This window comes from Methanothermobacter sp. KEPCO-1 (assembly GCF_008033705.1).
In the GTDB taxonomy this organism is placed as follows: Archaea; Methanobacteriota; Methanobacteria; order Methanobacteriales; family Methanothermobacteraceae; genus Methanothermobacter; species Methanothermobacter marburgensis.
This window is the reverse complement of sequence record NZ_CP042937.1, coordinates 180109-205970: the sequence shown is the minus strand read 5'-3', so window position 1 is coordinate 205970 and position 25862 is coordinate 180109. Positions and strand designations below refer to the sequence as shown.

The window sequence follows — 25862 nt, the reverse complement described above, 5'->3', positions numbered from 1 at the left end:
AATGGAGATCAGAATAATCGAGGAAAAGGAAAACCCACTCTTAAATAGAAAGGAGATAAGGTTCGAATGCTTATATGAGGGTGAATCAACACCAAAGGTCCTTGATGTTAAGAACAAACTCGTCGCAATGCTCGACGCCGATAAGGACCTCCTTGTGGTCGACAAGATCGACCAGGGATTCGGCGAGCCAAGGGCCTCAGGGTACGCCAAGATATATGATTCAATGGATAAACTCACCGAGATAGAACCTGAACACGTCATAAAGAAGAACACAGAGGCACAAGAGGAAGAGGAGGAAGAATAGATGAAGAAGTTCGAACTCTACGAGGTAAAGGGGGATAAACTCGTAAGGAAGAACCCCTTCTGTGTGAGATGCTCAAACGGTGTCTTCATGGCTGACCATGGGGACAGGTACGCCTGCGGTAAATGCGGATACACCGAATGGAAAAACAGGGAATAGGTGGAAACTTGAACCTGAGGGCTGGCAGGTTAAAGAGAGGTATGGAGGATGAGGCAGCGGAGTTCACCTCATCCCTCACATTCGACCACCACATATTCGAGGCGGATGTTGACTGTAACATTGCACACACAACGATGCTGGCCCATGAGGGTATAATACCTGAGGAAGTGGCAGATAAGATCATAGAAGCCCTTGAAACCCTCAGGGAGGAGGGTGTTGAGGCCCTTGACATGGACCCGTCGGTGGAGGATATCCACATGGCTGTTGAGAACTACGTGACAGCCAGGATAGGTGAGGAAGCAGGGTTCATGCACACAGGTAAATCCAGGAACGATCAGGTTGCAACTGACCTTCGCCTGGCCCTGAGGGAGAAGATAAAAATAATCAGCCACGAACTCCTTGATTTTATTGATAGGATAGCTGAAATGGCACTTGAGCACACAGGGACTGTCATGGTTGGCTACACCCACCTCCAGCATGCCCAGCCAACAACCCTTGCCCACCACCTCATGGCCTATGCCCACTCCCTGAAAAGGGACTATGAGAGGCTCCAGGACACCCTGAAGAGGATTGACATCAACCCGCTGGGTTCCGCGGCCATGACAACCACAACCTTCCCGATAAACAGGGAACTCACAACGGAACTTCTGGGCTTCTCTGATTACATGAGGAACTCCATGGACGCGGTGAGTGCAAGGGACTTCATAGCAGAGGCAATATTTGACCTCTCAGTGCTGGCGGTGAACCTCAGCAGGATCTCAGAGGAGATGATACTCTGGAGCACCTACGAGTTTGGTATGATAGAGATCCCTGATGAATTCTCATCAACATCATCCATAATGCCCCAGAAGAAGAACCCTGACGTGGCCGAGATAGCCCGGGCAAAGACCTCCACGGTTCAGGGGGCACTATTCTCTGTACTTGGAATCATGAAGGCCCTCCCTTACACCTACAACAGGGACCTCCAGGAGATCACACCCCACCTCTGGAGGGCCACCGACACGGCACTGTCAATGATCCGTGTGGTGAGGGGGATGCTCCTGGGCATCAGGGTTAACCGGGAACGGGCACTTGAACTTGCAGGGGCCAACTTTGCAACCGCAACGGACCTTGCAGATATCCTTGTCAGGGAGCGCGGCATACCCTTCAGGGTGGCCCACAGGATAGTTGGAAGGCTGGTCACAAGGGCCATTTCTGATGGACTCGGGCCCTCTGACATAGATTCAGAGTACCTTGATGAGGTGAGCCTTGAGGTCACCGGGAGGAAACTTGAACTTGACCAGGAACTTGTGAGAAGGGCCCTTGATCCACTTGAGAATGTCAGAATGAGGATGGTTCCAGGTGGACCGGCACCTGAGATGGTCAGGGTGGCCATTGATGATATCAGGGCCTTTGTGGAGTCTGAGAGGACAACCTAAGGGTTATTTTTTTCCAGTGGCCAGAAATTTTATATATTGGAGTCTTAGAGGAGTTTTTAAGGGTTATTTTTTTCCAGTGGCCAGAAATTTTATATATTGGAGTCTTAGAGGGGTTTTTAAGGGTTATTTTTTCTCACTGAGCAGAAATTTTATATATTGGAGTCTTAGAGGGGTTTTTAAGGGTTATTTTTTCTCACTGAGCAGAAATTTTATATATCATTTTTGACATATAGTTATTACATGAAATCCGAAACTGAAACAAGGGTTGTTGGACTTCTGGCGGTACTCATCGGTATACTGATGATAATATACCCTCAGCTTGTCGGGTATCTGGTTGGTGTGTTCCTCATAGCCTACGGTCTTCTCAAGATATTCAGTTAGTTCTCCGGGAGCCGCAGATACTCCATACGAGTTCCAGGGCCTCTCCGGGTTCAAGAACACCGGCACGGGTCTCCCTGAGGACTCTCTGGATTGAGTAGCGCCTCATATGAGGATATCTACGATGGACCTCCCCCAGAAGGGGACAGCCAAACCCTGAAGCGGCCCTGAGACCATAAGGGGATACAGCGGACTTCAGCTCCTGCTTTGAGGCTGCAAAGAGCGCCGGTAGATTAACACGGAGTATACCATCGGTCACCTGGAGGGAACCGTATCCTGTTGAGAGGAGATCACCGAATATCACAGTATCAATTCCCTCATTCTTTATTTGCTCCATGATGACTTCCTCAATCATGGATGAGCACCTGCCGCAGGGGTGGAACCTCCCCTCGAGTGCAGCCCTCTGAAATTCACTGAAATCCATGCTGATGTACTCGTGCCTCACCCCAAGGGAGGCTGTGAGCTCATCCACCACCCTCCTGACGTGACCTGGGAGTACTATGGTGCCGGGGTCAGCAGTGAATGCCACGGAGTTTAAACCAAGATTAAAGGCCGCTATGAGTGAAAATGAACTGTCAGTACCCCCTGATAGTGCCACAGCAGTGTCGGGCTCTCTGATGGAGTTGCGGGGTGCACTGTCACTTTCTGTGAGAAAGTCAAGTCCCACCGGGTATTCAAGCCGTTTCCTCAATGGTTTCTCAAGCAGGGAGAGCACCCTGAAGGATCCGCTGAGTTCAGCCAGTCGTTCAAGCGCAAATTTAACCCTTTCCCTCCTCATGAGGAGGTCGATCTCTGATTCAACATGGATCCTCCTGATACCAAGTCTCTCCCGTAGCCTGCCCACAACCCATCCACCCTTCCCTATTATGATGGACTTATCTGAACGGTCAGGTGCGACTATGAGGAGCTCGTCCCTTTCCCCATTGAATATGGCCTCTGCTATCCGCACCTCTGTATCCTCATGGCCTATCTCGGATCTGACCTCCCTTATGAGAACCGCAAGTTCATCTGTGTCCATAGAATCCTTCCCGGGATTATTCACCTGTGGTGAAGTACCTTTTTATGGTCTGATTAAATGATGGATGATCTGCATGAAGTAAAGTATATTATAGATACGGTCAATATTTAATATAAGGAGTGGATATGGATTTCATCTCCAGGTAGTACCTGAACTTTAATAAAACCGTGTTGGGGGATGTACAGGCAAATGCCAAACATTAAAAGCCTTCTTTTTGGCGATCAGGAAGAAGAATGGGGTTATAAAAGGGAAAGTGAGAATATAATAGTGGGGTATGGCTACAAGAAGTTCAGTAAACCCCCTGTTATAGGTAAAAACCCTCTTCTGCGCTCAAACACCGTGATATACAATGATGTTACCATAGGCGATAACCTCAGAACCGGCCACAACGTCCTGATAAGGGAGAAGACGACCATAGGTGATGATGTACTCATAGGTACAAACACGGTCATTGAGGGCCACTCAAAGATAGGGAGCAATGTCAGCATCCAGTCAAACGTGTATCTGCCCAAGAACAGTTACATAGAGGATAACGTCTTCATAGGACCCTGTGCCTGCTTCACCAACGACCGTTACCCCATAAGGGTCAAGTACAAACTCAGGGGCCCCATAATAAGGCAGGGGGCATCCATAGGTGCAAACTCCACCTTCCTTTCCAGGATCGAGGTTGGTGAGGGTGCAATGGTGGCAGCAGGGGCGGTTGTAACAAGGAACGTGCCCCCATGGTCACTGGCAATCGGTGCACCTGCCCGTATAAAGGCCCTTCCTGCCAAGCTTAGGGTTCCCAACAATATTTAGTTTTGTTTCTTTGTATTAACCAGCTTTCCGGTCTGCAGTGACTTCTAGTGATTGAAGTAGCTATTCTCTCCTGTAGAGCCCCACTATCCTTGCCTCAGCCAGTACATGACCCTCCATTGCCTCGAGGACGTCCTCCTTGCTTGCGCCGGGTTCAAGGTCCAGCATGGTGTCAAGGGCGTAGAGCCTGAAGAAGTACCTGTGCACACCTGATGGGGGGCAGGGGCCCCTGTAACCTATGGTTCCAGAGTCGTTGTAGCCCTGGACTGACCCATCAGGTAGCCTCCCCATCCCTGGAACATTCTCGTCAAGGCCCCCTGTGGTGGGGGGTATGTTGAATATCACCCAGTGGGTCCACACCTTTGAGGGTGCATCGGGGTCGTCACATATGAGTGCAAGGGATTGGGCCTCCTCAGGTACACCATCCCAGGAGAGGGGTGGCGATATGTTTTCACCATCACACGTGTACCTGGAGGGTATTCTTCCGCCATCATTGAATGCACGGGTCTTGAGGTTCATGGTATCACCTAACAGATTATATGTTTCCTTTCATTAATTATTATTATGGACTACAAGGTGAACTCGGTATCTGATAACAGTGTCTTCGTTGAGACGGAGTCCTACAGAAGGCTTCTTGAAGCCCTTGGGGTTATCAGGGAGCGCCGTGGCAACATACTCCATGTTGTGGGCGCCCCAGGGACAGGTAAATCAGCCAACCTCTACAGGGGTATCCAGGAGGTGGGGCTTGATGTATATGAAGTGCCGTGTAACCTTGAGTCAGCGGATGTGGACGCAGATTATGTGTTCAGGCACCTCTTAGATGAGATGAAGGCGGAGCTCGGTGCAGATAACAGGGGGGATCTTTACAGGAAACTTGCTGAATTTGATGCTGTGGTCTTTGCTGACAGGTTCCATGACAGCCACGATTTCTCAGAGTTCACGGGTTTCAGTCAGTGGACAGCCACGGCGGGATCTGAAACACTGAAGTTCTACCTGAAATGCATTCTGGAGTACATTAGAAACACGAGGAAATTCAGCAACATGAACATAATCTTCCAGACAGCCTGGAGGTTCTACTTCAGGGGTAAAAAGATGGACATCTTCACTGACATACCCATCCTCTCTTCAGTGCTCTTCCACACCCTCAGGATCCCCTTCATGGCCGTAAGGATAGATTACACCGTAACTGAAACCTTAAGTATAATAAAGGCCCATTCAGGTGCTGATGAGGAAGAGATAAGGCGTTACATAGAATTATATGGATGCAGACCAAGAACCGTTCTGGAGAAGATGAGATCATGCTGAGTACACTCCTACGTTCAACGAGAATGAGCTGGTGTGCCAAGAACATCCACATGTACCTTCTGGCACTCACCTATGCCTCAGATGCAGACCCAATCAGATTCATTTCAGGACTCTTCACCGTGACGCTCCTCTGGGGGGCTCTCTATTCACTTAACGACTTCACTGACATTGAAACTGACAGGAACGACCGCATGAAGAGGGGAAGACCCTTCATAGAGAACCATGTTGAACCCAGGGAGGTCCTGCTTTTTATAGGCGTCCTTCTCGTGGTATCCACCGTGGTGGCATATATTATCCAGCCGGTATTCTGCCTGATACTCCTTCTCATGGTCCTCAACCAGTTCATCTACACACTCCCACCCCTCAGACTGAAGGACACCCCCCTCGCACCACTAGCGAGTACCGCCACAAACACGGTTCTGAGACTGGCATCCGCCGCTGTCCTCCTGGGGGGTATCCTCGTTGTCCCGGTCCCGGTCTACATTTTAATGTACCTTGCAGGTATGGGCACATACCTCATGTACAAGGAGAGAAAGGCCCCGACAACCCTGGTTTCTGTTCTGTTCTGTGTCCTCCTTGCCTGGAGCTACACTGGAGGTTACATCAGCATGCTGCAGATCCTCCTTGTGATAGTCCCACCCTTCATAGCCACTGTACCGCTTTATCTATCCAACTTCACAGAGAGGGAGCGGATGGTGGAGGTGGCTGATCTGCTTTACCACAGGGTTCTTGTGGCATTCTACCTGGTATGCATAGCGGTGCTTCTGGTGGGTTAGATGCTCTTTTCTTTTTACAGTGGAGAATTCTAAAAAATCAGATCAGATAAGTTTAACTAAATTTTTCTGGAAATAGATTAAAGGGATAGGTTTCAGTTAATGGGTTCTTCACTGCCACCCAAATATAAAATTAGAAGAGTTTGCCCAGTTTAATGAGGGCCTTTGGTGAGACCTTTATGAGCTTCTTAACGAGTTCTGTGGTGCTCACCTTCTCAAACTCGACATCCTGGAATGCCTCTGCGATTGAATCTAGTTCACTGTCACTGAGTGTAAGCATGTAGTCCTTGACCTTGAGGTACCTGTCTATCTCCTTCCCGATCTCCTCACGGCAGAGCCTCTCGTACTCACTGAGCCTCTTTTTGCTGACATCACCCTCACTGACCGCTGCAGCAGCAACCCTTCCTGCCAGCATACCTCCGGTCATGCCGCTTATTATTCCGCCACCTGTGAGGGGGTTCACCTGACCTGCAGCGTCCCCAACAACCATGAGGCTGTCGGCCACAAGTTCCTTTGGCATGCCACCAACTGGGTCCCCACCTATGTTGAGTTCAACAGGCTGGGCGTTCCTTGTTGCAGGGCATGACTCAACGAATTCAACTAGGTGTTCATAGGCGCTCTTATCGGTCTCTGTTGAGAGAACCCCCAGGCCCACGTTGGCGATATCGTCACCCTTTGGGAAGATCCAGGCGTATCCACCGGGGGCCACGCTTCCAAAGTAGAATTCGATGCAGTTATTGTCCTCCATCTCCACTCCGACCATCTCGAACTGGGCCGCTGACTCCATGTCCTTGGGCCTCGTGGCTGTGTTTAGGCCGGCCCACCTTGCAACCCTTGACTCGGGGCCGTCGGCTGCGATGACTATCCTGGCCTTTATCTCAAACTCCCTTCCCATGCATTCTGCGCTGACAAGGTACCCGTCACCGGTCTTCTCCATACCGGTTGCAAGGGTCTTCACCATTATCTCTGACCCTGCCCTTGCAGCGTCCATTGCCATGTGCTTGTCAAAGACCTTCCTCTCAAGTATGTATCCCGCCTCTGGCAGTTCCACCTTATCTGAGGTCAGCCATACATCTGTGCCGTTGGGGGAGACCAGACGCACACCATCAAGTTTCTTTGTGATCCAGCGGGGGTTTGGCTCTATCCCCAGGGACTCGAGGCCCCCAACAGAGACCCCCTCGGCGCACCTCTTCGGGGCCCCTATCTCTGATTTCTTGTCAATGAGGAGTACACCTGCACCGCCCATGGCGGCGTGTTTTGCTGCTGTTGAACCGGCTGGTCCAGCGCCAATCACAAGGACATCAACTTCAGTTACCATTTCAATCACCTCTCAAGGGCCCTAACAGGGCACACCTGTATGCATATGTTGCATTCCCTACACTGGTCCTCTGAAAATTTCAGGGAATTCTCCCTGACCTCTATGAGGTTCCGTGGGCACACACCTGCACATTCCCCACAGAACATACACCATTCCTTTACCTTCATGGTTATCAACCTAAAATCAATTCTACAGATCATGAATCTTTAATCATGCGGGTGTTTATACTTTGGGGAGGAAGTATATATATAGTTCCCAAAAACCCTGACCTGGCCCACACCATAGGTTCTGATCTTTCAATGGCCTATTATTTATATGTTGGTGGGCTCCGGGATAAATTATAAATCATATCCCTGACAACAATTAATTAGGGGAGGTTGAATATGAAGAAAATTTTATTTCTGTTTCTTGTGGCTGCAACGGTCCTTGTGTCTGGTTGTGTGAGTGAGGAGCCCCAGTATAAGAGCTTCTCTGACGGAAAACTGAACTTCACGTATCCCGCATCATGGGAGACCCTTGACCCTGCAGGGGCTCAGGGGGCCTTCAAGAAGGAGGTGGGAATCTCCAAGGATGTCATAGTTTACCTTGGTAACAGCACCTCAGAGCTTGCAGTTGCAGAGGTAAGTGCAGGCGCGGGTTACTACCTGAAGGATCCTGAAACCGTCAGGAAGGAGATGGCCAGCAATGAGGGTGTTGTATCATCCAGCATAATAAAGGTCGCCGGGCGTAACGCAGCAATGGTGAAGGCCACCGATTCAACGACTCAGACGGTCTTCGTGTACCTGAAACTCAACAGGACAAGCGGCTATGCATTCATGTACAGCGGACCAAAGAATGACGCAACATTTGACTCCATACTTGAGACTGTGAAGTTAGAGTGATCCCATTGGGATCCCTCCTTTTTTATTCCTTCTCACTGGTTATGTGATCTCTCCTTTATGAGCTTCCTCACCTCGCCCATGAACTTTTCTTCACCGACACGTTTCATGGTTGATGCGAGCCTCTCCCTCTGCGGCTTACTTGCATACCTGGTGTAGACCCTGATAACAGCGTCTATGTATTCCAGTATCTCATCAACAGTGTCAACACGGGTCTTTATACCCTCAACCAGTTCCCTACCAGCCTTACCGCCTATGTAGAGTATGTAACCCTCTTCTCTGGCCCTTCTTGCAGTGTGTGGGCACTCCCTTATGCATTTACCGCAGCCAACGCAGAGGTCATGGTTGGTGTAGGATGTCTCACCACGCACGCTTATGGCCTCAACCTTGCAGACCTCGAAGCACCTGCCGCAGCCGTTACAGATTTGCTCAACCGTCTCAGGGAATTCAACACCGGCGACGCCCACATCGTGGATCTGGGGCCTCATGCACCTGTTTGGACAGCCACTCACCGCTATCTTGAACTTGTAGGGTGCCGGCATCTCCCTGAACCTCTCCTCTATGGCACTGCAGATTGCTGTGGTGTCTATGATCCCGCTTCCACAGTTCTCCTTACCTGGACAGGCAAGTGTGGCCCTTACAAGGGGGCCCTCTGAGCCTGTGAGGAGCCCTGCTGAGTTGAGTTCAGTAACGGCGTCCTCAACGTCAAAGCCACTCACATCGTGGAGCTCATGGGATCCCCTGTTGGTGACCTTGATCCTTGCACCGTATTTTTCGGCGATCCTGACAAGTTCCTTCACCTCTGAGGGGCTGTACCAGCCTGATGGCCGGGCCCTGACCCTTATGAAGTAGGTGCCATCGGCCCTCCTGGATACACCAGGGTAATCTGAGGTCCAGTAGAAGGAGATGTATTCACCACTCTTTCTTCTTCTCTCAAGTTCCCTCTGGAATCTTTTGAGTTTCAGGTCCCTCATCTTCTCTATTTTTGCGGTGTCTGCACCCTCCATGAGTTCAACTGCATCGGCTATTTCAGCGCCCCTCCTGGTTCTCACTATGATGGTTGAGTAGCCTTCGGGGCTTCCAGCGGAGCCCACAGAGACGTCTGCAAGGTGAGCGTCAAAGTCCCTGCAGGATCTGCAGCCCTCTGAGATCCTGATGTCCCTGAGGTTCAGGGTTTCCTTCCTATCGCCGAGGTCAACCTCAAGCTTACCCCTTCTGATGTTGAATTTTTCAACGTCCTCCATTCTGATACCATTTTCCCTCAGCACCTTTCTGAGGTTGCCATATTCGAATTTCTCGGTGCAGAAGAGGCCTATGAGGTAACGTATCTCGGGGAGTTTCACGGGTTTGCCCTTTCTTCCAAGTTCCAGGTCATGCTTTGCAAGGTAGGGGAAGTACTGGAGTTTCCTGAGGCCGTTTATCTGGCAGGGAAGCCCAACAACTGCCACCCTCTCAATTCCGAGTTCTCCGGCTGTTCTCAGTGCTTCAAGGGTGGATATGCTGTACTTTGACCCGCTTGTTTCCTCAAGGTCCTCTGCGGTCTGCACAAGGAGTGATACAGGTTTCCAGTGTTCGTCACCCACGACTATGGCGCCGTCGATTTCACCCTTCTCAAGGAGGTGTTTGAGGAATGATGTCACCACGCCACCGTCCTGGCCCCTGATGGGTCCCCTTCCATGGTAGACCTTTTCCTGGAACTTCTCCCTTATGCTGATCTGGTAACCGTCTGAGGAGACCCTGGGGCATACCTCGAAGCACATACCGTGGCCGTTTCTGAGGCACTCCTCTCTGAGCTCTGGGCGTCCGTCGAAGGATATGATATTGTTGGGGCATATAACGGCACAGGTACCGCACCTTGCGCAGATTCCTGACTCCACGATCTTTCCAGGTTTCCATTTCCTCTCTGAGGGGTACATCTCTGCTATTTTCTCTGCTGGGCCCATCCTCTCCAGGGCCTCGGCTATCACCTCCTCGGTGACATCGGTTTTTCTTGATGCGGCTATTGCCTCTGCACTGTCAAGTATGTGGGTTTTGAGTTCACGGGCAACCTCCTCCCTTTCCTCTGGGGGTAGTCTCAGGGTTGCCCTTTCTATGAATTCATCAAGTTTATTCATTGATATTCCTCCATTGTGGTTTCAATTTCATTGAGGGCCTGGTTCACTGCCCTGAAAAATTCAAGCCATTTCTTTCTGACCTTCTTACCGTAATCCGTGATTCTGTAATATTTTCTGGGCCTTGCCTCACCTGTCATCCAGCTGCTTTTGAGGATTCCCTCCCCCTCGAGTCTCCTCAGGAGGGGGTAGATGGTTCCCTCCTCGACCCTGAACCCTGATTCTTTGAGTTTTCTAACAATTTCATAGCCGTAAAGTTCCCTTTCAAGGAGGCAGACCACTGCGAGCTGTATGGCCCCGCGTCTGATTTCCTTTTCGAATCTTTCACATATGCCACCCATCTCATGACCCTCATACTACACTGTTATGTGTTGTGCACATTACTGTGTGGTAAACAGTATATAAGCTTTGTGTCCTCACGTTACACAGATGAATCGGATGAAGGGTCAGGGACACATGTAACCTGTAAAATGACTCTTTTTGTTCATTGCAATGATGGATGCGGTTTCAGTGATTTAATAACCACATTTTTATTGTTTTTTCAAAAAATTTTTATGTTTAACCTCCTCAGATAGGTATGAGGTATTCAGATGGACTCTGTTCCCTTTAAAAAGGATATGAACATGAAAAATACTGTACCCCATCTGATGGGGTTCTTTCTGATTCTCTTCTCATCCGCGGCACTCCTCATGATGGCTGGAGGTGGATGGTCCCCCCGGGACCTCCCCATTCTCCACATGTCTCTTGTGCTGCTTGGTGCATCGATAATTCTCGCCGGCTTCTCCCATAGAAGAACAGCACTATCCCTATCAGCCTGATAATCCCACTCCAGTTCATTCTGGGATTTCAGGGTCTGCATACAGTTTTGCCTCTACCCCTGCTGGCGGCCTATTCGACCAGTCTGATTCTCCTTATCCGCAGACACTATCATGCAGGGCAGACACTGGCATACATCACAGGGATCATAGCCTATGCCCTGGTGATGACCCACCTCACAGGTGTGGTGGAGGTTGTTGAGGCACTCAGGGTGGACCCCATCATTTCAGCTGAGCTCTTCATGGCCGCTGTGGGGTTACTGGGCCTCTATCCCCAGAGGGGAGTCACTGAACCACTCTTCTCAGGAATGATGGGGGGATACACGGCACGGGTGCTCCTTGCAACCATGCTCACAGCCATAACGGTCACAGGAGTCCTGATCCTGAGGGGCCGGGACCAGCTGCCATTCCCCGCAGAGATATTCCTCCTTTCACTGACAGTGGTGCTCATCATAGTTACCATAACCTTCACAGCCTACAGGCTCAACACAGTTGACCATGAACGCCTCATGAATGAAAGGGGGCTCAGGAGGGCACGCAGATTCTTCAGGGATGTGGTTGAGAACCTTGAGGAGGCCGTTGCAGTCATCGATGAAGATGGCAATCCACTGCACCTCAACAGGGCAATGAAGAAACTTGGAATTGACTGCAGGTCCATTCATGATAGGTTCATGGATGCCAGGGCACCCTCATACATCAGAAGCCTTAAAGCGGGGGATAGAAACTTCACCGGCTGGTACATTCCCCTGGATGAGGGGGCAATAATCTCCCTCACCGACATAACAGACCTCATGAGGGCACAGGAGGAACTCCAGCGGAACATCATGGAGAAGGATGCGCTGCTCCGGGAACTCCATCACAGGGTGAAGAATAACCTCCAGATCATCCTGAGCCTCATAAACATGCAGATGAGATCCGCAAGTGGAGATGCAAGGGAGGCTCTTGTCCGGACATCAACCAGAGTCCAGACCCTGGCCGCCATCCAGGAATCAGTGTATGGGCTGGGGAGCCTGGCAGAGGTGAAGATGCATGAGTGCATAAGGAGGATAGCAGAAAACCTCAGATCAGTATTTGATGCAGCGGATGTTGAATTCCACATAGACGCCCGGCATGCCTTCAACGTTGAGACAGCCATGCCACTGGCCCTCATAGTAAATGAACTGGTATCCAACTCCATTCAGCATGCATTTCCCCAAGGTAGAGGTACCGTGAAGGTTGAAATCAGCAGAATGAACTCAGAGTACTGTCTGAGGGTAATGGATGATGGTGTGGGGTTTTCAGGCGAAAAGAGGATGGGCCTCCACCTTGCACTGAACCTTGCCAGGCAGATAGAGGGGGACCTCAGGATACTCCTCAGGGAGGATGGAGGGGGTACAGAGGTCACGGTACCCTTCAGGGAGCTTCACTACAGGAGGAGACTTTAATGGGTGTGCTCTGTAACGTGGATTCCAATTGTCTCTTGAGATTATAAATGTGTCCTGCAACATAACATGGCAGGGGATTCATATGCACGTCTATATTCTCTTTGCACATCCATCCAGGACGTCCTTTTCAGGGGAGGTTCTGGAGGCATTTACAGAGGGCCTCAGTGAAGCCGGACACACATATGAGGTTGGGGACCTCTACGGTATGAACTTCAGGTCGGAACTGAGTCAGGAGGAGTACCTCAGGGAGATCAGCCAGGACGCGGGGTCACCATTACCAGAGGATGTTATGGAGGAGCATGAGAAGATCGGGAGGGCCGATGCCCTTGCGTTCATCTATCCCCTCTGGTGGAGTGACTGCCCCGCAAAACTCAAGGGATGGTTTGACCGGGTCTGGACCTACGGGTACGCCTACTTCTATGAGGATGGAGAGCGGGGTACGAGGATTGATATTGAAAAGGCTGTGGTGCTCTGCTCTGCAGGCCACACAGAGGAAGACCTTGAGGGGACAGGCATTGCAGAGAGCATGCGCAGTGTCATGTTAGGCGACAGGCTGCTCGGGGTGGGTGTTAGGAGTGTCGCCATGGAGATCCTTGGGGGTATGGTGCCTGGGGATGACTCCAGGAGGGAGATAAACCTCATGAGGGCTCGCAGGGCAGGGAGGAACCTCTGAGGAGAGTATTTCATTTTTAATGGGGGTGATCTGACCGTGATTATCCTATCTTTTTCACGATGGGCGGATGAATACACAACCATCCAGATACCTATAAAATTGGATGTTATCAGATCACCCTTAAATATAGTAATACACATGCATCAATATATTGGTCATTAATAATATTTAATTATTTATGGTTCATACACAGATTAAATGGTGTCACAGATTAGGGGTGATACCATGACCACAATGACCAGGATAAGCATGTCTCTTCCAAGTAAACTTCTTGAGGAATTTGATGAGGTACTGAGGAACCGGGGATACCAGTCAAGGTCCAAGGGTATAAGGGACGCCATAAAGGACTACATCGTCAGGTACAGGTGGATGAATGAGATGGAGGGTGAGAGGACAGGGATAGTCTCGGTGATCTACAACCACCACACAGGGGCAATGGAGGAAATAGCCGACATACAGCACCACTACAGGGAGTACATAGACGCTGTCATGAGGGTTCACCTCACAGAAAAACATCGCCTTGAGGTACTCGTGGTGAGGGGTGATGTTGCAGAGATACGTGAACTCACAGAGAGGATGATGGGTCTACGGGGAGTTGAACACGTGCGACTCACCAGTGTCTCAGCTGAAGAGGAGATGGAATATGAGAGGTGAATGGTTAAGAGGTAGATAACTGTAGGGTTCTGAATTTGATTCTGACCCGAACCACCTATCCTTTCAGGGGATCTGCAGGGATGTTCTGTTAGGGGGTTCAGAGCAGTTTTTGAGCTGCCTAGATCTGTATCTTCCCTCTTATCGGGTGTTCTATGTTTAATCCTCTGGACCAGGAGTTTACAATAAGTTCACCCATTCAACATATGTTATATATATGTTCATGAAAATATTATAATCAGATAAATAATAAATGACATGAAAAAGGAGAGTTACTGGAGTGTCATTGTAGGGAATTTGAATCTTTCAGAAAAATTTGACAGCCTCAGTAAATGAAATCAGTAAGTTTCATGGAATCTCCATTTCCCTAAAAAATTAGAAGATGGGGGTGTGTATGAATGCCTGTTCCTGAGGAGGCAAAGGATATCTCTGCATGCTGCTGTACAGTTGGAATTTTGTTCCTCATGGGCCTGGCGATATCCCTCTTTCTCACCCTGCTCCTCACATGATGGAAAGGTGCACATCAGACCATCACTCTATCTCCACCCCACATAATGTCCCTGAGGGTGTTAAGAGGTTACCCCTGGCTGTTAAACCAAAGGAGGCTATATCCTCAGGGTAGTATCCATCCTCAAATGCCCAATCTGTTGTTTTAAAGTAGGCGGTTTCTCCTGGTCTCAGAGTCTTCACTGTGGATGAATTGGTGAAGACCGGAGCCATTCCAAGGGCGATGACCTCTCCATAGGAGTTATAGCCCTTGACCCATACATAGTCCAGTAGGAGTGTGGCCCTGTACCTGTTCTGGACAACCCCCTCCACCACGTAGCCTCCGCTGGGATCAACCAGCACCGTGTAGTTGAGCACCTCTGCCTGGACATCCCCCATGTGGAGGCTGTGGAAATAGGATGAACCCTCAGTGTAACCCATCATAAACAGCACAAAACCCCATATTATGATGAGGGATACCACTATACCTGCCCTTGTGAAGGTCCCCCTCCTCCTCCACCAGCGCATGAAAAAGTTTCCATTATTCTCTTCACGGAAATCCTCAGCCATTCAGATCACCTTTCTATGCCCATGAATAACCGGAACATTCTGTTTTAATCCCAATGAGGATATCATCGGGGCTGTAACCCTCCATGATGGGGCACTCTCCCCTGAACTTCACCTTCTCACCTGGCCTGATTTCCCCTGAACCGGTTATGAATAGGGGGGCGTACAGTACCATTTCACCACTGGAGTCAAAGCCCTTCACTTCCAGGCTTGGGTTGAGCAGTATGGGTTTATCATAGCTGTTCTGGATTTCCCCCTGGATCTCATATAATCCGCCTTCGCCCTTCTGGATTGTGTAGTTCACAATGCTCACCTGGAAGGAGTCCTTTTCGTATTCTATGGCTCCAGCAAGACCCTTATCGTAACCATAGGAATAGGCGGCGGCGGACCAGATGATTATCCCAAGGACAATGATGGCCACCCTTGTTAGGGGTCCCCTGCGGTTCCACCAGCCGGCAAACTTTCCAGTTTTCTTATCACTACCATTGGAATCTATCGACATTTAACCACCTTATAACTAAATACTATATCCTAAATATGGACAATTAAGTATTTTGTATTTTTATATATTTATTGGTACACACATCTCATAAGAATTATTTTGACCAAAACCTTTGTTCTCTGACTTATGTGATGCATATACACTCTTTAGAGGAAAGATATTAATTAAAAATAAGTTGGGATGGTTAGATTTCAAATCTTATTTCTGCGAAGAGTTCCTCAAGGATTTCTGCTTCTTCTTCTGGTATTTCTGGGGTTCCCTTTATTGTAACCGGTATTTCATTCAGTTCTTTCTGTCTTGTTATATCGTTTTTGAGTGTCTGGATTACTGCGCTTATTGCCCATCCGTAATCTATGTTTTCTGATTGTATTATCCATAGGGCGTCTATGTCCGCATTTTTAGCTTTTTTGTTTTCCTGATCCCATAGATCGATGAATAACCTTTTTCCATCTCTTTGAGGATATTCCTGATCTCCTATGAACCCTATGACTTCTTCTACTCCGCTCTGCAAGAATTTGGAGTGTCCACACACTCTGCACTCTACAAATTCCCCTTCAGACAGATAGATCTTATATGGTCTGAAGAAGTCGTTTTCACATATAAGTGTTTCATAGTTTTTTATAAGGTCTTTTTGTGCGCTTTTAATTTTTTTCAGGGCTCTTGTGGCAGATTCTCTAACATTTTCGTCGGGATCATCCTTTGCATCTATAAGTGCCCTCACGGCTATTGTATCTTCTGTTTCCCCAAGGTAACTTGCCGCCATTGATTTATAATATGCTTCTTCTGAATCATTGAGTATATCTATAAGTCTATTTACGGCTTCACTGTAACTTTCTCTGTTTTCAGAATCAAGAGCAGCTATTAAATCCTCTGGCAAATATGGAATGTGTGGTGGATGTGCATCGGATTCTACTGATTCGTTTATTGTGAAATCTCCAGGTAAATATTTTGGTGGAATTACATTGTATTGTACTGATTCGTTTATTGTTTGGACAGAATTTTTTTCATTATTGTATCCAACATAATCTTTATTTACAGATCTCGGGTTTGAACTGGTCTTTTTGGGTACATATTTTGTCTTTGAACTGGTCTCTCTGGGTCTAAAAATTATGTACAATAGAATCAGGATCCCCATCAGTACACCATAACCTTCTAAACCTATTGCTGATATAATTAAATAGGAGACAATAAGGAATATTGTTAGAAGTATACATCCTCCACATCCATCATTATCGGTATTAGACATCTATATCCTCTCCTGATATAAACCAGTTTTAATCAGTTCTCTATTAATGTTTCAATTATATAATTAAATTATTTGATACAAAGCTATATTAAAGGCCATTGTAACATATACGTCAAGTGCAAGTAATTAATTGTCATGGGTGGCGGTGAATTAAATGAGTGGACTCAAGTTTTCAGATATCCAGTTTGAAAGGGAGCTGGAGGCCCGTCAGTTAGCCATATCCAGCATAATATTTTCAAGGGGTCGTATTGATGGTTTAAAGGGTAAGGTGCTGGAAGTAATGGATCAGATCCCTTCTGATTCATGGAAGAGTTTTCCACAACTTAAAGAAATAAATTCATGGGCCAGAAAACCATTGAATGTTTATTTTGATGATTCAATGGATAGCTTTGAACTTCAAAGGATTGCTGATTCTCTGAAGGCTGCAGAGGATGCTGGAGAAAACAACCTGAAGGCTGTTATAGAAATAAAATCTAAAGTTCTAAAGGAAAAAAGACTCATATCTCAGTTTGAGAAACTGGAAGCCGAATTTAAAGGGACAGAAAAACTCATTTTTAAATGGAAGCCATCAGATTCTCAGAAATTAGCCAGTGCAATCAATATGGTTCTAGATGAAATAAAAAAGGGAAACCTTGAGGAAGCCAAATACAGAATTAAAATTCTGCGTGAAAGATTAAAGGATCTCAGTGAAGAGGCAAGAAAACTTGAATCACAGGATTTAATGCGAAAAAAGGTCCTATCCTCAATAAAGAGGGTAGCTGATAAAATGGGGTGGAAAGAGGTGGCAGAACCCCATCTACAGGACGAAAATGACCCTTCAAGCCCGATCATCTATGAGCTGAAATCATATTCCGCAGGAAAAATGCGATTCTCCCTGACACTTGAGAGAATAGAAGTCAAATCTCCATTTTCAAGCGAGGATGGGGCATGCTATGAACAGTTCGACAGATTCTCAGAAAAACTTAATGAATATGGCATCATGACCAAATTTAAGGGAGAAGAAAAAAGGCCACAGAAAAAACCCATCCTCAAAGAAAAAAGGGCAAAACTTCTTCCCAGAACCCATCGAAGAAACATTTAATACAGGAGATGTTTTTTGATGGCGGTATGGCAGGAAAATCTCAAAAGATTACTGAACCAGAAGGAGGTACTCATCCTTCACGGTAATATAAGGGATACGGCTTACATAAAAGATGATGGAAGCCTGATAAGGGGTCTGACGGATCTAATAAACAGTATCGGGGCGGAACTGGGTTATGACAGAACGGTCAGCTGGGGAACTTTTTTTGACCATGAGGAACGGGGGCACTCACCAATATGGTCCCTTGAGAGGATAACGCCGCTAAAGGGAGGTCAACCTGATATACGTGAAACCGAAAGCCAGGACAGGGTCAGTGACGTCCTCCACAGGTGGCTGGAAGATGAAGTGAAATCCATTGACGAAAGAACAATATTCGTCATAAACTATATCGATAAAATTACAGGGTACTGCCCTGATGGGATGTATTCGCAGGATACAGCAGAGCTTGTAACGATTATACAGAAAATAATAGAGAATATTTCTGAAAATAACCGCCTCATAATGGTATCACTCAGAGACACAATGGTCCCTGTTGAATATTACACCAACTCCCCCAGAGTTGCAGTCATGGAGATACCGCTTCCTGATAAAACAGAAAGGCACCTTTACTACTCCACATCACTCTCCTTAAACAATGTCCAGTCAGACCAGATCGATCTTCTCTCTAACATAACAGAGGGCCTCTACATGAAGGACCTCGAAAACATCCTAAGTGATGTTTTGGCAGAAATAGATGAAAATGGGGAATTATCATCCTCAACACTTAAAAAAATAGTAAACAGGTACCGTATAGGGACGGAAGAAGATCCATGGAGCAGAATACCTCTCATTGGACCACCCAAAGGGCTCATAGATTCGGCTGAAAACTGGTTTCTTGAGAGGGTTATCGGGCAGGACCATGCTGTAAGAGAAATAGTGAATGCCATAAAGAAAGCCCGTGCAGGCGTTGTGGGGCTTGCATCAGGAGGACAATCGAAACCAAAAGCAGCATTTTTCTTTGCGGGACCCACAGGTGTTGGAAAAACATTTCTGGCAAAAAAACTTGCAGAGTATCTTTTTGATACCGAAGAAGCGTTTCTTAGATTTGACATGAGTGAATTCAAAGAGGAACATACAGTATCAAAGCTCATAGGTTCCCCTCCTGGTTATATTGGTTACGATGAGGGCGGACAGTTAACAAAGGCCATAAAGAACAGACCATTTTCTGTGATACTTTTTGATGAGATTGAAAAGGCACACCCAAAGATTCTGGATATATTCCTTCAGATCCTTGATGATGGTCGTCTAACTGACAGCAGGGGACAGACGGTATTCTTTACAGAAAGTGTGATAATATTTACATCCAATATAGGGACAAGGACTGTAGACAGCAGGGGGAATCCAGTATCCGAACAGAATGAACTTGATGATATAATAAACGACAGAAGCCTTTCTGAGTCCGAAAGGGATAGGCGAGTAAGGGAACACTTTACCAGGGCCGTAAGAGAATTTTTTACACATGAAATATCAAGAAGAGAGCTTCTAAACAGAATAGGTTCACACATAATTGCATTTAATTATCTGGATAAGGCGAATTTTCAGAGGGGTATCATTCAAAGCAAACTTGAAGATCTTTCAGATAACTTCCGTGACAAGTTTTCCAATAAGGGTTATAGACTTAATTTCCAGGAAGAGGTGGTTGATTATTTCCTTAAGAAACATGCGGATTCAATATCAGAATTTGGTGGCAGAGGACTTGTCAATGCACTTGAAGATGAAGTGGGGCATATACTGGCGGACCAATTACTCTTTGCTGAAGATAAGGGGCTCAGGGATATAGAATTCAGCGTATATGTTAACGGTGGGGCAATTGAATGTCGGAGATCATGAATTTTTACTGTGAGGTAAGCTTTGCAGTTCCAGCTGTACTTGTAGTTGAGCCATCAGAGGATAACTGGAAGGACATACTCAGGGTTTCAACAGAAATTATTGATGCACTTCCAGGAAGGGTTAGGAGATTATACTTCCTTGGCAGGAATGAAAGGTACCCCGTTAGGACACAGGGAGATATAAGAAAAGGCGGTCCCGGCTGGATCAAGGAAAATGCTGGCAGGCCCCTGTTGATAAACCCTGTTCTGGAGGACCTGGGCGGTGAAGATTTTAATGGCGTTATTCTTTTGCTTTCATCAAAGCTTCCAATTGACCTGGATGACTGGGAGGATACCGATATTATTGAAAGGATTATTTTTATTGACATGGGGAGTGGTGAAATTTATGGCAAATACAATGTGGTTAATCTTTCAGATGTAAGTGTTCAAATACCTTCTCTGGTAAAAAATGATCCCTTAGAAGTTTTTGTTTCTGGAGATGGATTTGCACCTGTTTGTTACAGCATAGAATCATGTAAATCATCAAGTGTACTATTTGAGGAGGGTAAATTTGTTATCAAGATCGAACCATCCTCTGAAAATCTCAAAATCCATCTTGCAGCTATCTGCGATGATAAATCATATCCAGAACTCAATATAAAGCGTCAGAAGAGTTTTAAAATAGAAAAAATAGCTTTTAAACCTGAAAATCCCTGGTTCAAAGAGAAATGGAATAAAATCCCTGACAATTTAAGGAGTATAATAAGATCATGTATCAGTTCAGAGCATTTCATATGCCCTCAATGCAAGAGAAAACATGAATCAGATACTCTTACCTGCCCTGAAGGAGGCCCGATTTTGAGGGGGCTTCCTGTAGGAGGGTGTCTGATCTTCAGTGAAGATGAATATTTTTTCCTGATGGAATCCTCCTCATATCCTCTTGGAAATTCCAGGCTGCTGACAGGGGATGGTAAAATTTACAAATTGAATGATGAATGTTTATGGGAATATCTGAAGGATTTAGAGCCTTATGAGAGGGTTGATGATGGTCTATGGGGATTATTATATAGAATTTGACAGGACAGGTTTTCCATTAATTCAATTTGAGGGATGGAAACACTTCATCGGCTTATTCCCTGTCAGTAAATATCAATTCGAACGTTTTCTGGCGGAAGAGGGGGGATCAAGGTATACTGATGAGTGGTATCGGAATATTCTTAAATTAAACCCCAGAAGGAGCTGGAGAATGGCCTATGGTGAAATATGGAAACTTTTTATGACGGGACTGGATCTGGATGTTATTGATGATTTTCTCAATTATCTTGGCTCTAATTACAGATTACCCACTCTTGATGAGTGGAAGGCTCTTTGTGAAGTTTCAGATCTTATAGAAAAATCGTCTTCTTATCTCAAAAAGCTCTGCTCTGACAGGTCTCCGGAGCCAGTTCTTCTTTGGATTGAACGGGGTCTCTGTCCTCTTGTGAACGAAGGGATTTTTGAAAGGATTCATGAAAATAATGCATCATTTGTTGGCAAACCCTTCCATGGGCTTCTCCCGAATACCTGGGATCCGAAAGAACCTAAAAAGGTTAACATTGAGAAGGGAATGGGAATGATTGGCTTCAGGGTTGTAAGGGAATGAGGTTTATGGTAGTGTCAATGAGGATTTTAACGTTTAGGATGGTGTGAGGATGGGAAAGTTAAGGATTGGCAGGTGCCTGATTTCCACCAATGTCAATGGACCTGGAAAAAGGTTTGTTATATGGTTTCAGGGTTGTCCACTTCGTTGCAGGGGTTGCTTCAACCCGGAATTCCAGGAGGAATGTGGGGGTGTTTTATTAGAAACTGATACTTTGATTGAAACCATCTTCAGTATTAAGGATAAAATAGAGGGTGTTACATTCACTGGTGGCGAGCCGATGGCTCAGGCTGAGGAGCTGGTAAATCTCGCTTCTGCCGTTAAGTCCATGGGCCTTACACTGGTATGTTTTACTGGATATGAGATTGAAGAGATTCTCGAAGGCAAAATAGGGGGGAAAGAACTTCTTGAGTTTATAGATATACTCATAGATGGCAGGTATGTTGAAGAAGAAAGCGCGCCCCTTCTATGGCGCGGTAGCAAAAATCAAAGAGTCCATTTTCTAACAGATCGCTATGCCCATCTTGAGGGCACAGTTAATGAATGCTCTTTAAGGGAGGTGGAACTCAAAATATGTGACGATGGTGTTTACATTACGGGAATGTTTGACTGGGATTTCTGGGAGGAATTCAAGAGGGAGGTTAATTAAATGAATGTAATATGTCCTTACTGTTTGAATGAAGTCAGTCCCCAGATTAAAAAAGGGGTAGGTTACTGCTGTACTGTTAAAGGTTGTGGCGAGGGTCTTCCAAAGGACTATATTGACCCCCGTAATTTAAAGGTTAGGATAGGGCTTATAGGATTCACGGGACATGGAAAGACGGTCTACCTCACAAGCCTGTTTTATACTCTGAGGGTTCTCTCAAACAAGAACATATGGAAAAATTTTTCCTGGCGCACATGTGATGATTATACCCACAAAATAAAATATTCAGATGTCAGGAATTTTGAGAAATCAAAGCTTCCAAAGAGCACCCCTGAAAATTTTCCAAGACCAGCCCTTCTACATTTACAGAATGTGCCCGCCATTGGAGACATTTTTCTAAGCTTTTATGACACTGCAGGAAGGGTTTATGAAAGCACTGATAAAATAACAGATATGGGAAGATTTGTTGCCCACTCAGATAATGTTTTTTTCATAATAAGCTTAAATGAGAGTGGTTTTGGTAAAGATGGTTATGACGCCGGGTTTGAGATGGAGCGCCTTCTTGATACATATATACGGGGTGTATATGAGAAACTGGATGCGGACCTCTCTAAACAGGAGATGGTTGTACTACTAACCAAGGCGGATGAGCTCAACACTTTGCCTGAGGACCTTGAAATTTTTTTAAACAAGGGATCATGTAACTGGTGGATAACTAAGGGAGCAGCTGATCTGAAAAGAAGGTTTGAGGAGCTTGATGATTACTCTAAAAAGATAAAAAAATGGCTTATAAGTGAGGATTGCGGAGGATTTGTTAATCTTGCTGAAAATAATTTTAAAAGTGTTAATTATACTCTTATATCATCAACAGGTGCCAAACCTGTTGGCGATACCCTAATAACTAATCTTGAATATGATCATCCAAAGAGGGTGATAGATCCCCTTGTATTTGCAATGAGGAACCAGTCTTCTAACTTTAATCCTCCTAAATCAGGAATAGAAAGATTCATTTCCAGAATTAGAGATTAGGTGATGGTTTTATGCAGCATAATGTGTACCAGCTTGTGTATACTAAGGTGCCGCCCGGGGAGTCCCCCTGGAATATAATGGATTTTCACACTGTTTTCTATCCGGTAGACGTTATTTCAGGGGGAGACGTTAATGATATAGAAAAAATGATACATAAACCTCAGGTGGATGGTTTTAAAGAGAAATTCACGGTTTTTTTTAAGGAAATAAGTGGTAAAAACTATCTCGCTCTCCTCTACATTATTGATCTCCCTGATGATAGAGACGTTTTTGGGAGGGGGGGATTGTTTTTATGTCATGGGTTCTTATTTCCCCCTGAATTGTGGATGGAGGCTCAAACACCCCTTTCACTGTTTCATCTTGTGGAGGATCGTGTTTTCACAGGCCTAGAAGTTCTACTTGATTCAAAAATGGTTGACAAAAATAAAGGCAGCATAAGGCCAATATGCATTGGAAATTATTCCCAATCAAAGATGGATTGGCCCCCATTATCAGACAGATTTAAATTAAAACTGGTGTTTTACCTGTTTAAGGCGGCCAGAGGGTATCATGAACTTCCTAATCTGATTTTATATGGCTGTTCCGACGATATCTCAGGGTTACTTGATGAGCTGTTCTTTTACATTCCCGATGAACTCAAAGTTAACCTTGGATGGGATTCAGCCTTTGACGGGGGAACCCTTTATAATTACCCCCTTAAAATAGTTGGATTTTATGAGGAACGACCTTATGGTGGAGAACAGATTCTAGTTGACCTGAGCACCGGGAAGATAGATTATCCCTCTGCATTAAGCCACCTTTTCCATCCGGAATCTGCCTATGAGAAATGGCTTGAAAGTTGCAATGAAACACTCTCAAAGGAGGATGTAGAAGCAGCCTACAGATTATCACTTTTACTTGAAGGGGAAGAAAAGGTGCCCATTGGAGATTCTATGCCAGTTCTGAGGAGTTTTGCTCAGGTTAATATGGGTCTGGTGGAGAGTTTGTTCAATGAGAAATTTCTTGATACGTTTGGTTTGGAGGTCTGTGGAGTTTCACCGGAAGTTATGTTGGAATTTATTATTGAGGGCGTTTACTCTGCTTCCATAGTAAAGACCGTTGAGTCACTGGTTATTGACAATTCTCTGATAGATGAAGAGATAAATTTGCCCACAGAGATCACCTCCAGAAGCAAAATTCTGGATATCATCCAGAGAATCTGGCATGGTGTGGATGTCTCTGATGATTTTGGGGCACTTGAACCTGAGGAGCAGTGTGATATAATCATATATCTGATTAAAACAGGCCTTCTTCTGAATTATGATGTATGGGATGATTTTGAAGGTAATGATTTATTGAGGGACTGGATTGATTTAATTGAAGTTTTTAGTAAAACCGATAATTCACCTGAAGTTAATTCAGAAGATTACACTACCCATGGGGAGGTAACTGAGAATGATGGTGGTAAATTTATCTATTCAAGTGAAAAATCTGGGGGGCCATTTGAAAAAATCAGGGGTCTTCTAGAAATATTTCTAAGTTTATTCCGGTGATGGGTTAAACATGCACTAATTTTTTTAGATGTCAGGGATATGTTTTGAAGTTTCTTTTATTAGTAAAAAGGATCTGCTGGCTTAATTGTTATCATTAATCATGGCGGGACAGAAGAGCAGATGGATCTGCGTAATAGTTCTCTATTACGAAGTTAATCCCTGGCCGGCACCTTATATATGATGTGATTCAGAATTATCAAGTGGAACCATGATGGGTATTGACGACCAGAAAATGGAAAAACTTTGATGTGATTCAGAATTATCAAGTGGAACCATGATGGGTATTGACGACCAGAAAATGGAAAAACTTTGATGTGATTCAGAATTATCAAGTGGAACCATGATGGGTATTGACGACCAGAAAATGGAAAAACTTTTGGAAGTTCTGGAAAGAAGGGATGAGGTCAGCATTGCATACCTCTTTGGCTCCACTGCAAGGGGGGATAAGGGACCCCTCGGGGACTTTGACATCGGTGTTCTCCTGAAGGAACCCCTGAAGGGATACGATGACCTCAATTTTCAGCTGGAACTCATAGATGAACTTGTATCCGCACTCCGAACAGACAGGGTGGACCTTGTCATAATGAACCGGGCGCCACTCTCCCTGAATTACAGCATAATCAGGGATGGAATACTCCTGAAGGACATTGAGGAGGAGAGGGTGAGGTTCGAGGGACGTATCATGTCAGAGTACCTTGATAGAAGGTACCATAACGACAGGCACACCAGACTGGCGCTCAGGATGATGGCACGTGAGGGTTTGAAGTGAAGGATGAGGTACTATCAAAACTCGAGAAACTCCAGGAGTACCTGGGGATACTCAGGAATTACAGATCACATTCACTTGAGGACCTTAAAAAGGACGTCACCCTCAGGGGGGCAGTTGAAAGGTACCTTGAGGTTTCCATAGAGTGCTGTCTGGATATTGGTGAGATGATCATATCATGGGAGAGGGCGAGAAAACCTGAGACATACAGGGAAGTCATAGAGATACTTGGAGAAATAGGGGTTCTTCCAGGGGATTTTGCAGATAAATTTGCACCAGCAGCTGGTTTCAGGAACATACTGGTTCATATGTATGCGGAAATAGATGTTGAGAGGGTTTATCTCTACCTTCAACGGGACCTGGAGGATATAGAGAAGTTTGCTGTATTTGTTGCCAGGTATCTGGAGGAACTGTCTGATTAAGCATACCCTTCTTCGTTATCCCGAGGATCAGTTAACCTTCTCTTCAAAATTATTTAGCCATATCATATTATCTATTTCCATC

30 protein-coding genes are annotated in these 25862 nt (G+C 46.0%); 21 read left to right on the top strand and 9 right to left on the bottom strand.

Translation table 11 applies throughout. The annotated features are described in order from the left end of the window. Position 1: 1 nt before the first annotated feature. The 4 genes from FVF72_RS00965 (at position 2) to FVF72_RS00950 (ending at position 2259) form a co-directional block, all read left to right on the top strand. Positions 2–304 carry a 30S ribosomal protein S24e gene (locus FVF72_RS00965; protein ID WP_013295536.1) on the top strand — a complete coding sequence of 101 codons (303 nt, stop codon included), beginning with the start codon at positions 2–4 and terminating at the stop codon, positions 302–304. Then, positions 305–460 (top strand): 30S ribosomal protein S27ae, encoded by a 156-nt coding sequence (locus tag FVF72_RS00960; RefSeq protein ID WP_013295537.1) that lies wholly within the window; start codon positions 305–307, stop codon positions 458–460. 8 nt (positions 461–468) lie between these two features. After that, positions 469–1878: an argininosuccinate lyase gene (gene argH / locus FVF72_RS00955; protein WP_147670965.1), complete on the top strand. Its 1410-nt coding sequence runs from the start codon at positions 469–471 to the stop codon at positions 1876–1878. 240 nt (positions 1879–2118) lie between these two features. Further along, entirely contained in the window at positions 2119–2259 is a 141-nt protein-coding gene (locus FVF72_RS00950; protein WP_171770393.1) for a DUF3096 domain-containing protein, read from the top strand. Here FVF72_RS00950 and FVF72_RS00945 read toward each other — a convergent pair. Next, on the bottom strand, positions 2252–3274 hold the full coding sequence (locus FVF72_RS00945; RefSeq protein ID WP_147670963.1) for an ATPase: 1023 nt from the start codon (positions 3272–3274) through the stop codon (positions 2252–2254). The two genes, FVF72_RS00950 and FVF72_RS00945, sit on opposite strands and share 8 nt — an antisense overlap. A gap of 177 nt (positions 3275–3451) precedes the next feature. On the opposite strand from FVF72_RS00945, the gene FVF72_RS00940 reads away from it, so the two are divergent. Beyond that, positions 3452–4072, top strand: a complete 621-nt coding sequence (locus FVF72_RS00940) for an acyltransferase (RefSeq protein WP_147670962.1) — start codon at positions 3452–3454, stop codon at positions 4070–4072. A 60-nt stretch (positions 4073–4132) separates the two neighbouring features. Here the strand turns inward: FVF72_RS00940 and FVF72_RS00935 are convergent, their stop codons facing one another. Further along, positions 4133–4588, bottom strand: a complete 456-nt coding sequence (locus FVF72_RS00935) for a YbhB/YbcL family Raf kinase inhibitor-like protein (RefSeq protein WP_147670961.1) — start codon at positions 4586–4588, stop codon at positions 4133–4135. 45 nt (positions 4589–4633) lie between these two features. On the opposite strand from FVF72_RS00935, the gene FVF72_RS00930 reads away from it, so the two are divergent. Together FVF72_RS00930 and FVF72_RS00925 are read left to right on the top strand one after the other, a co-directional pair. Further along, the gene (locus tag FVF72_RS00930; protein WP_255503756.1) at positions 4634–5374 is read left to right on the top strand and encodes an ATP-binding protein; all 741 of its coding nucleotides are present in this window, start codon (positions 4634–4636) and stop codon (positions 5372–5374) included. Continuing rightward, entirely contained in the window at positions 5368–6150 is a 783-nt protein-coding gene (locus FVF72_RS00925; protein ID WP_147670960.1) for a UbiA family prenyltransferase, read from the top strand. The genes FVF72_RS00930 and FVF72_RS00925 overlap by 7 nt, the downstream gene beginning before the upstream one ends. 130 nt (positions 6151–6280) lie before the next feature. Here FVF72_RS00925 and FVF72_RS00920 read toward each other — a convergent pair whose 3' ends face one another. Both FVF72_RS00920 and FVF72_RS00915 read right to left on the bottom strand, forming a co-directional pair. Further along, positions 6281–7465: an NAD(P)/FAD-dependent oxidoreductase gene (locus FVF72_RS00920; protein WP_147670959.1), complete on the bottom strand. Its 1185-nt coding sequence runs from the start codon at positions 7463–7465 to the stop codon at positions 6281–6283. Between the two features lie 5 nt (positions 7466–7470). Continuing rightward, the gene (locus FVF72_RS00915; protein ID WP_013295546.1) at positions 7471–7632 is read right to left on the bottom strand and encodes a 4Fe-4S binding protein; all 162 of its coding nucleotides are present in this window, start codon (positions 7630–7632) and stop codon (positions 7471–7473) included. Between the two features lie 216 nt (positions 7633–7848). On the opposite strand from FVF72_RS00915, the gene FVF72_RS00910 reads away from it, so the two are divergent. Further along, positions 7849–8346, top strand: coding sequence for a hypothetical protein (locus FVF72_RS00910; protein WP_242451170.1), 498 nt, complete (start codon positions 7849–7851; stop codon positions 8344–8346). Between the two features lie 32 nt (positions 8347–8378). On the opposite strand, the gene FVF72_RS00905 is transcribed toward FVF72_RS00910, so the two are convergent. Beyond that, on the bottom strand, positions 8379–10457 hold the full coding sequence (locus FVF72_RS00905; RefSeq protein ID WP_147670958.1) for a Coenzyme F420 hydrogenase/dehydrogenase, beta subunit C-terminal domain: 2079 nt from the start codon (positions 10455–10457) through the stop codon (positions 8379–8381). Next, positions 10454–10795, bottom strand: a complete 342-nt coding sequence (locus FVF72_RS00900) for a PadR family transcriptional regulator (protein ID WP_048175196.1) — start codon at positions 10793–10795, stop codon at positions 10454–10456. Before FVF72_RS00900 ends, FVF72_RS00905 begins: the two co-directional genes overlap by 4 nt. A gap of 249 nt (positions 10796–11044) precedes the next feature. Here FVF72_RS00900 and FVF72_RS00895 point away from each other — a divergent pair, with 249 nt between their 5' ends. The 4 genes from FVF72_RS00895 (at position 11045) to nikR (ending at position 14020) form a co-directional block, all read left to right on the top strand. Next, a complete protein-coding gene (locus FVF72_RS00895) occupies positions 11045–11272 on the top strand; it encodes a hypothetical protein (protein ID WP_147670957.1) in 228 nt (75 codons plus the stop codon). Between the two features lie 47 nt (positions 11273–11319). Continuing rightward, on the top strand, positions 11320–12693 hold the full coding sequence (locus FVF72_RS00890) for a sensor histidine kinase (protein ID WP_147670956.1): 1374 nt from the start codon (positions 11320–11322) through the stop codon (positions 12691–12693). An 82-nt stretch (positions 12694–12775) separates the two neighbouring features. After that, on the top strand, positions 12776–13366 hold the full coding sequence (locus tag FVF72_RS00885; RefSeq protein WP_147670955.1) for an NAD(P)H-dependent oxidoreductase: 591 nt from the start codon (positions 12776–12778) through the stop codon (positions 13364–13366). Between the two features lie 234 nt (positions 13367–13600). Beyond that, on the top strand, positions 13601–14020 hold the full coding sequence (gene nikR, locus FVF72_RS00880) for a nickel-responsive transcriptional regulator NikR (RefSeq protein ID WP_147671962.1): 420 nt from the start codon (positions 13601–13603) through the stop codon (positions 14018–14020). Positions 14021–14548: 528 nt separating this feature from the next. Here the strand turns inward: nikR and FVF72_RS00875 are convergent. From FVF72_RS00875 to FVF72_RS00865, 3 genes are all read right to left on the bottom strand, one after another. After that, on the bottom strand, positions 14549–15073 hold the full coding sequence (locus tag FVF72_RS00875) for a hypothetical protein (RefSeq protein WP_147670954.1): 525 nt from the start codon (positions 15071–15073) through the stop codon (positions 14549–14551). A gap of 13 nt (positions 15074–15086) precedes the next feature. Then, the gene (locus tag FVF72_RS00870) at positions 15087–15572 is read right to left on the bottom strand and encodes a DUF3426 domain-containing protein (protein ID WP_147670953.1); all 486 of its coding nucleotides are present in this window, start codon (positions 15570–15572) and stop codon (positions 15087–15089) included. Between the two features lie 184 nt (positions 15573–15756). Beyond that, positions 15757–16818: a HEAT repeat domain-containing protein gene (locus tag FVF72_RS00865; protein WP_048175201.1), complete on the bottom strand. Its 1062-nt coding sequence runs from the start codon at positions 16816–16818 to the stop codon at positions 15757–15759. Positions 16819–16972: 154 nt separating this feature from the next. On the opposite strand from FVF72_RS00865, the gene FVF72_RS00860 reads away from it, so the two are divergent. From FVF72_RS00860 to FVF72_RS00820, 9 genes are all read left to right on the top strand, one after another. Beyond that, positions 16973–17899: a hypothetical protein gene (locus tag FVF72_RS00860; RefSeq protein WP_048175202.1), complete on the top strand. Its 927-nt coding sequence runs from the start codon at positions 16973–16975 to the stop codon at positions 17897–17899. Positions 17900–18244: 345 nt separating this feature from the next. Continuing rightward, positions 18245–19768, top strand: a complete 1524-nt coding sequence (locus FVF72_RS00855) for an AAA family ATPase (protein WP_187239651.1) — start codon at positions 18245–18247, stop codon at positions 19766–19768. Next, positions 19753–20823 carry a hypothetical protein gene (locus FVF72_RS00850; RefSeq protein WP_048175204.1) on the top strand — a complete coding sequence of 357 codons (1071 nt, stop codon included), beginning with the start codon at positions 19753–19755 and terminating at the stop codon, positions 20821–20823. The genes FVF72_RS00855 and FVF72_RS00850 overlap by 16 nt, the downstream gene beginning before the upstream one ends. Beyond that, positions 20792–21388, top strand: a complete 597-nt coding sequence (locus tag FVF72_RS00845) for a hypothetical protein (RefSeq protein ID WP_048175205.1) — start codon at positions 20792–20794, stop codon at positions 21386–21388. The genes FVF72_RS00850 and FVF72_RS00845 overlap by 32 nt, the downstream gene beginning before the upstream one ends. Before the next feature lie 49 nt (positions 21389–21437). Continuing rightward, positions 21438–22034, top strand: a complete 597-nt coding sequence (locus tag FVF72_RS00840; RefSeq protein ID WP_048175206.1) for a 4Fe-4S single cluster domain-containing protein — start codon at positions 21438–21440, stop codon at positions 22032–22034. Between the two features lie 24 nt (positions 22035–22058). Beyond that, positions 22059–23060, top strand: coding sequence for a hypothetical protein (locus FVF72_RS00835; protein WP_144245641.1), 1002 nt, complete (start codon positions 22059–22061; stop codon positions 23058–23060). A gap of 11 nt (positions 23061–23071) precedes the next feature. Then, on the top strand, positions 23072–24592 hold the full coding sequence (locus tag FVF72_RS00830) for a hypothetical protein (RefSeq protein WP_048175208.1): 1521 nt from the start codon (positions 23072–23074) through the stop codon (positions 24590–24592). A gap of 340 nt (positions 24593–24932) precedes the next feature. Then, positions 24933–25361 (top strand): nucleotidyltransferase domain-containing protein, encoded by a 429-nt coding sequence (locus FVF72_RS00825; protein WP_255503755.1) that lies wholly within the window; start codon positions 24933–24935, stop codon positions 25359–25361. Further along, the gene (locus FVF72_RS00820) at positions 25358–25780 is read left to right on the top strand and encodes a DUF86 domain-containing protein (RefSeq protein ID WP_147670952.1); all 423 of its coding nucleotides are present in this window, start codon (positions 25358–25360) and stop codon (positions 25778–25780) included. The genes FVF72_RS00825 and FVF72_RS00820 overlap by 4 nt, the downstream gene beginning before the upstream one ends. Positions 25781–25862: the final 82 nt, after the last annotated feature.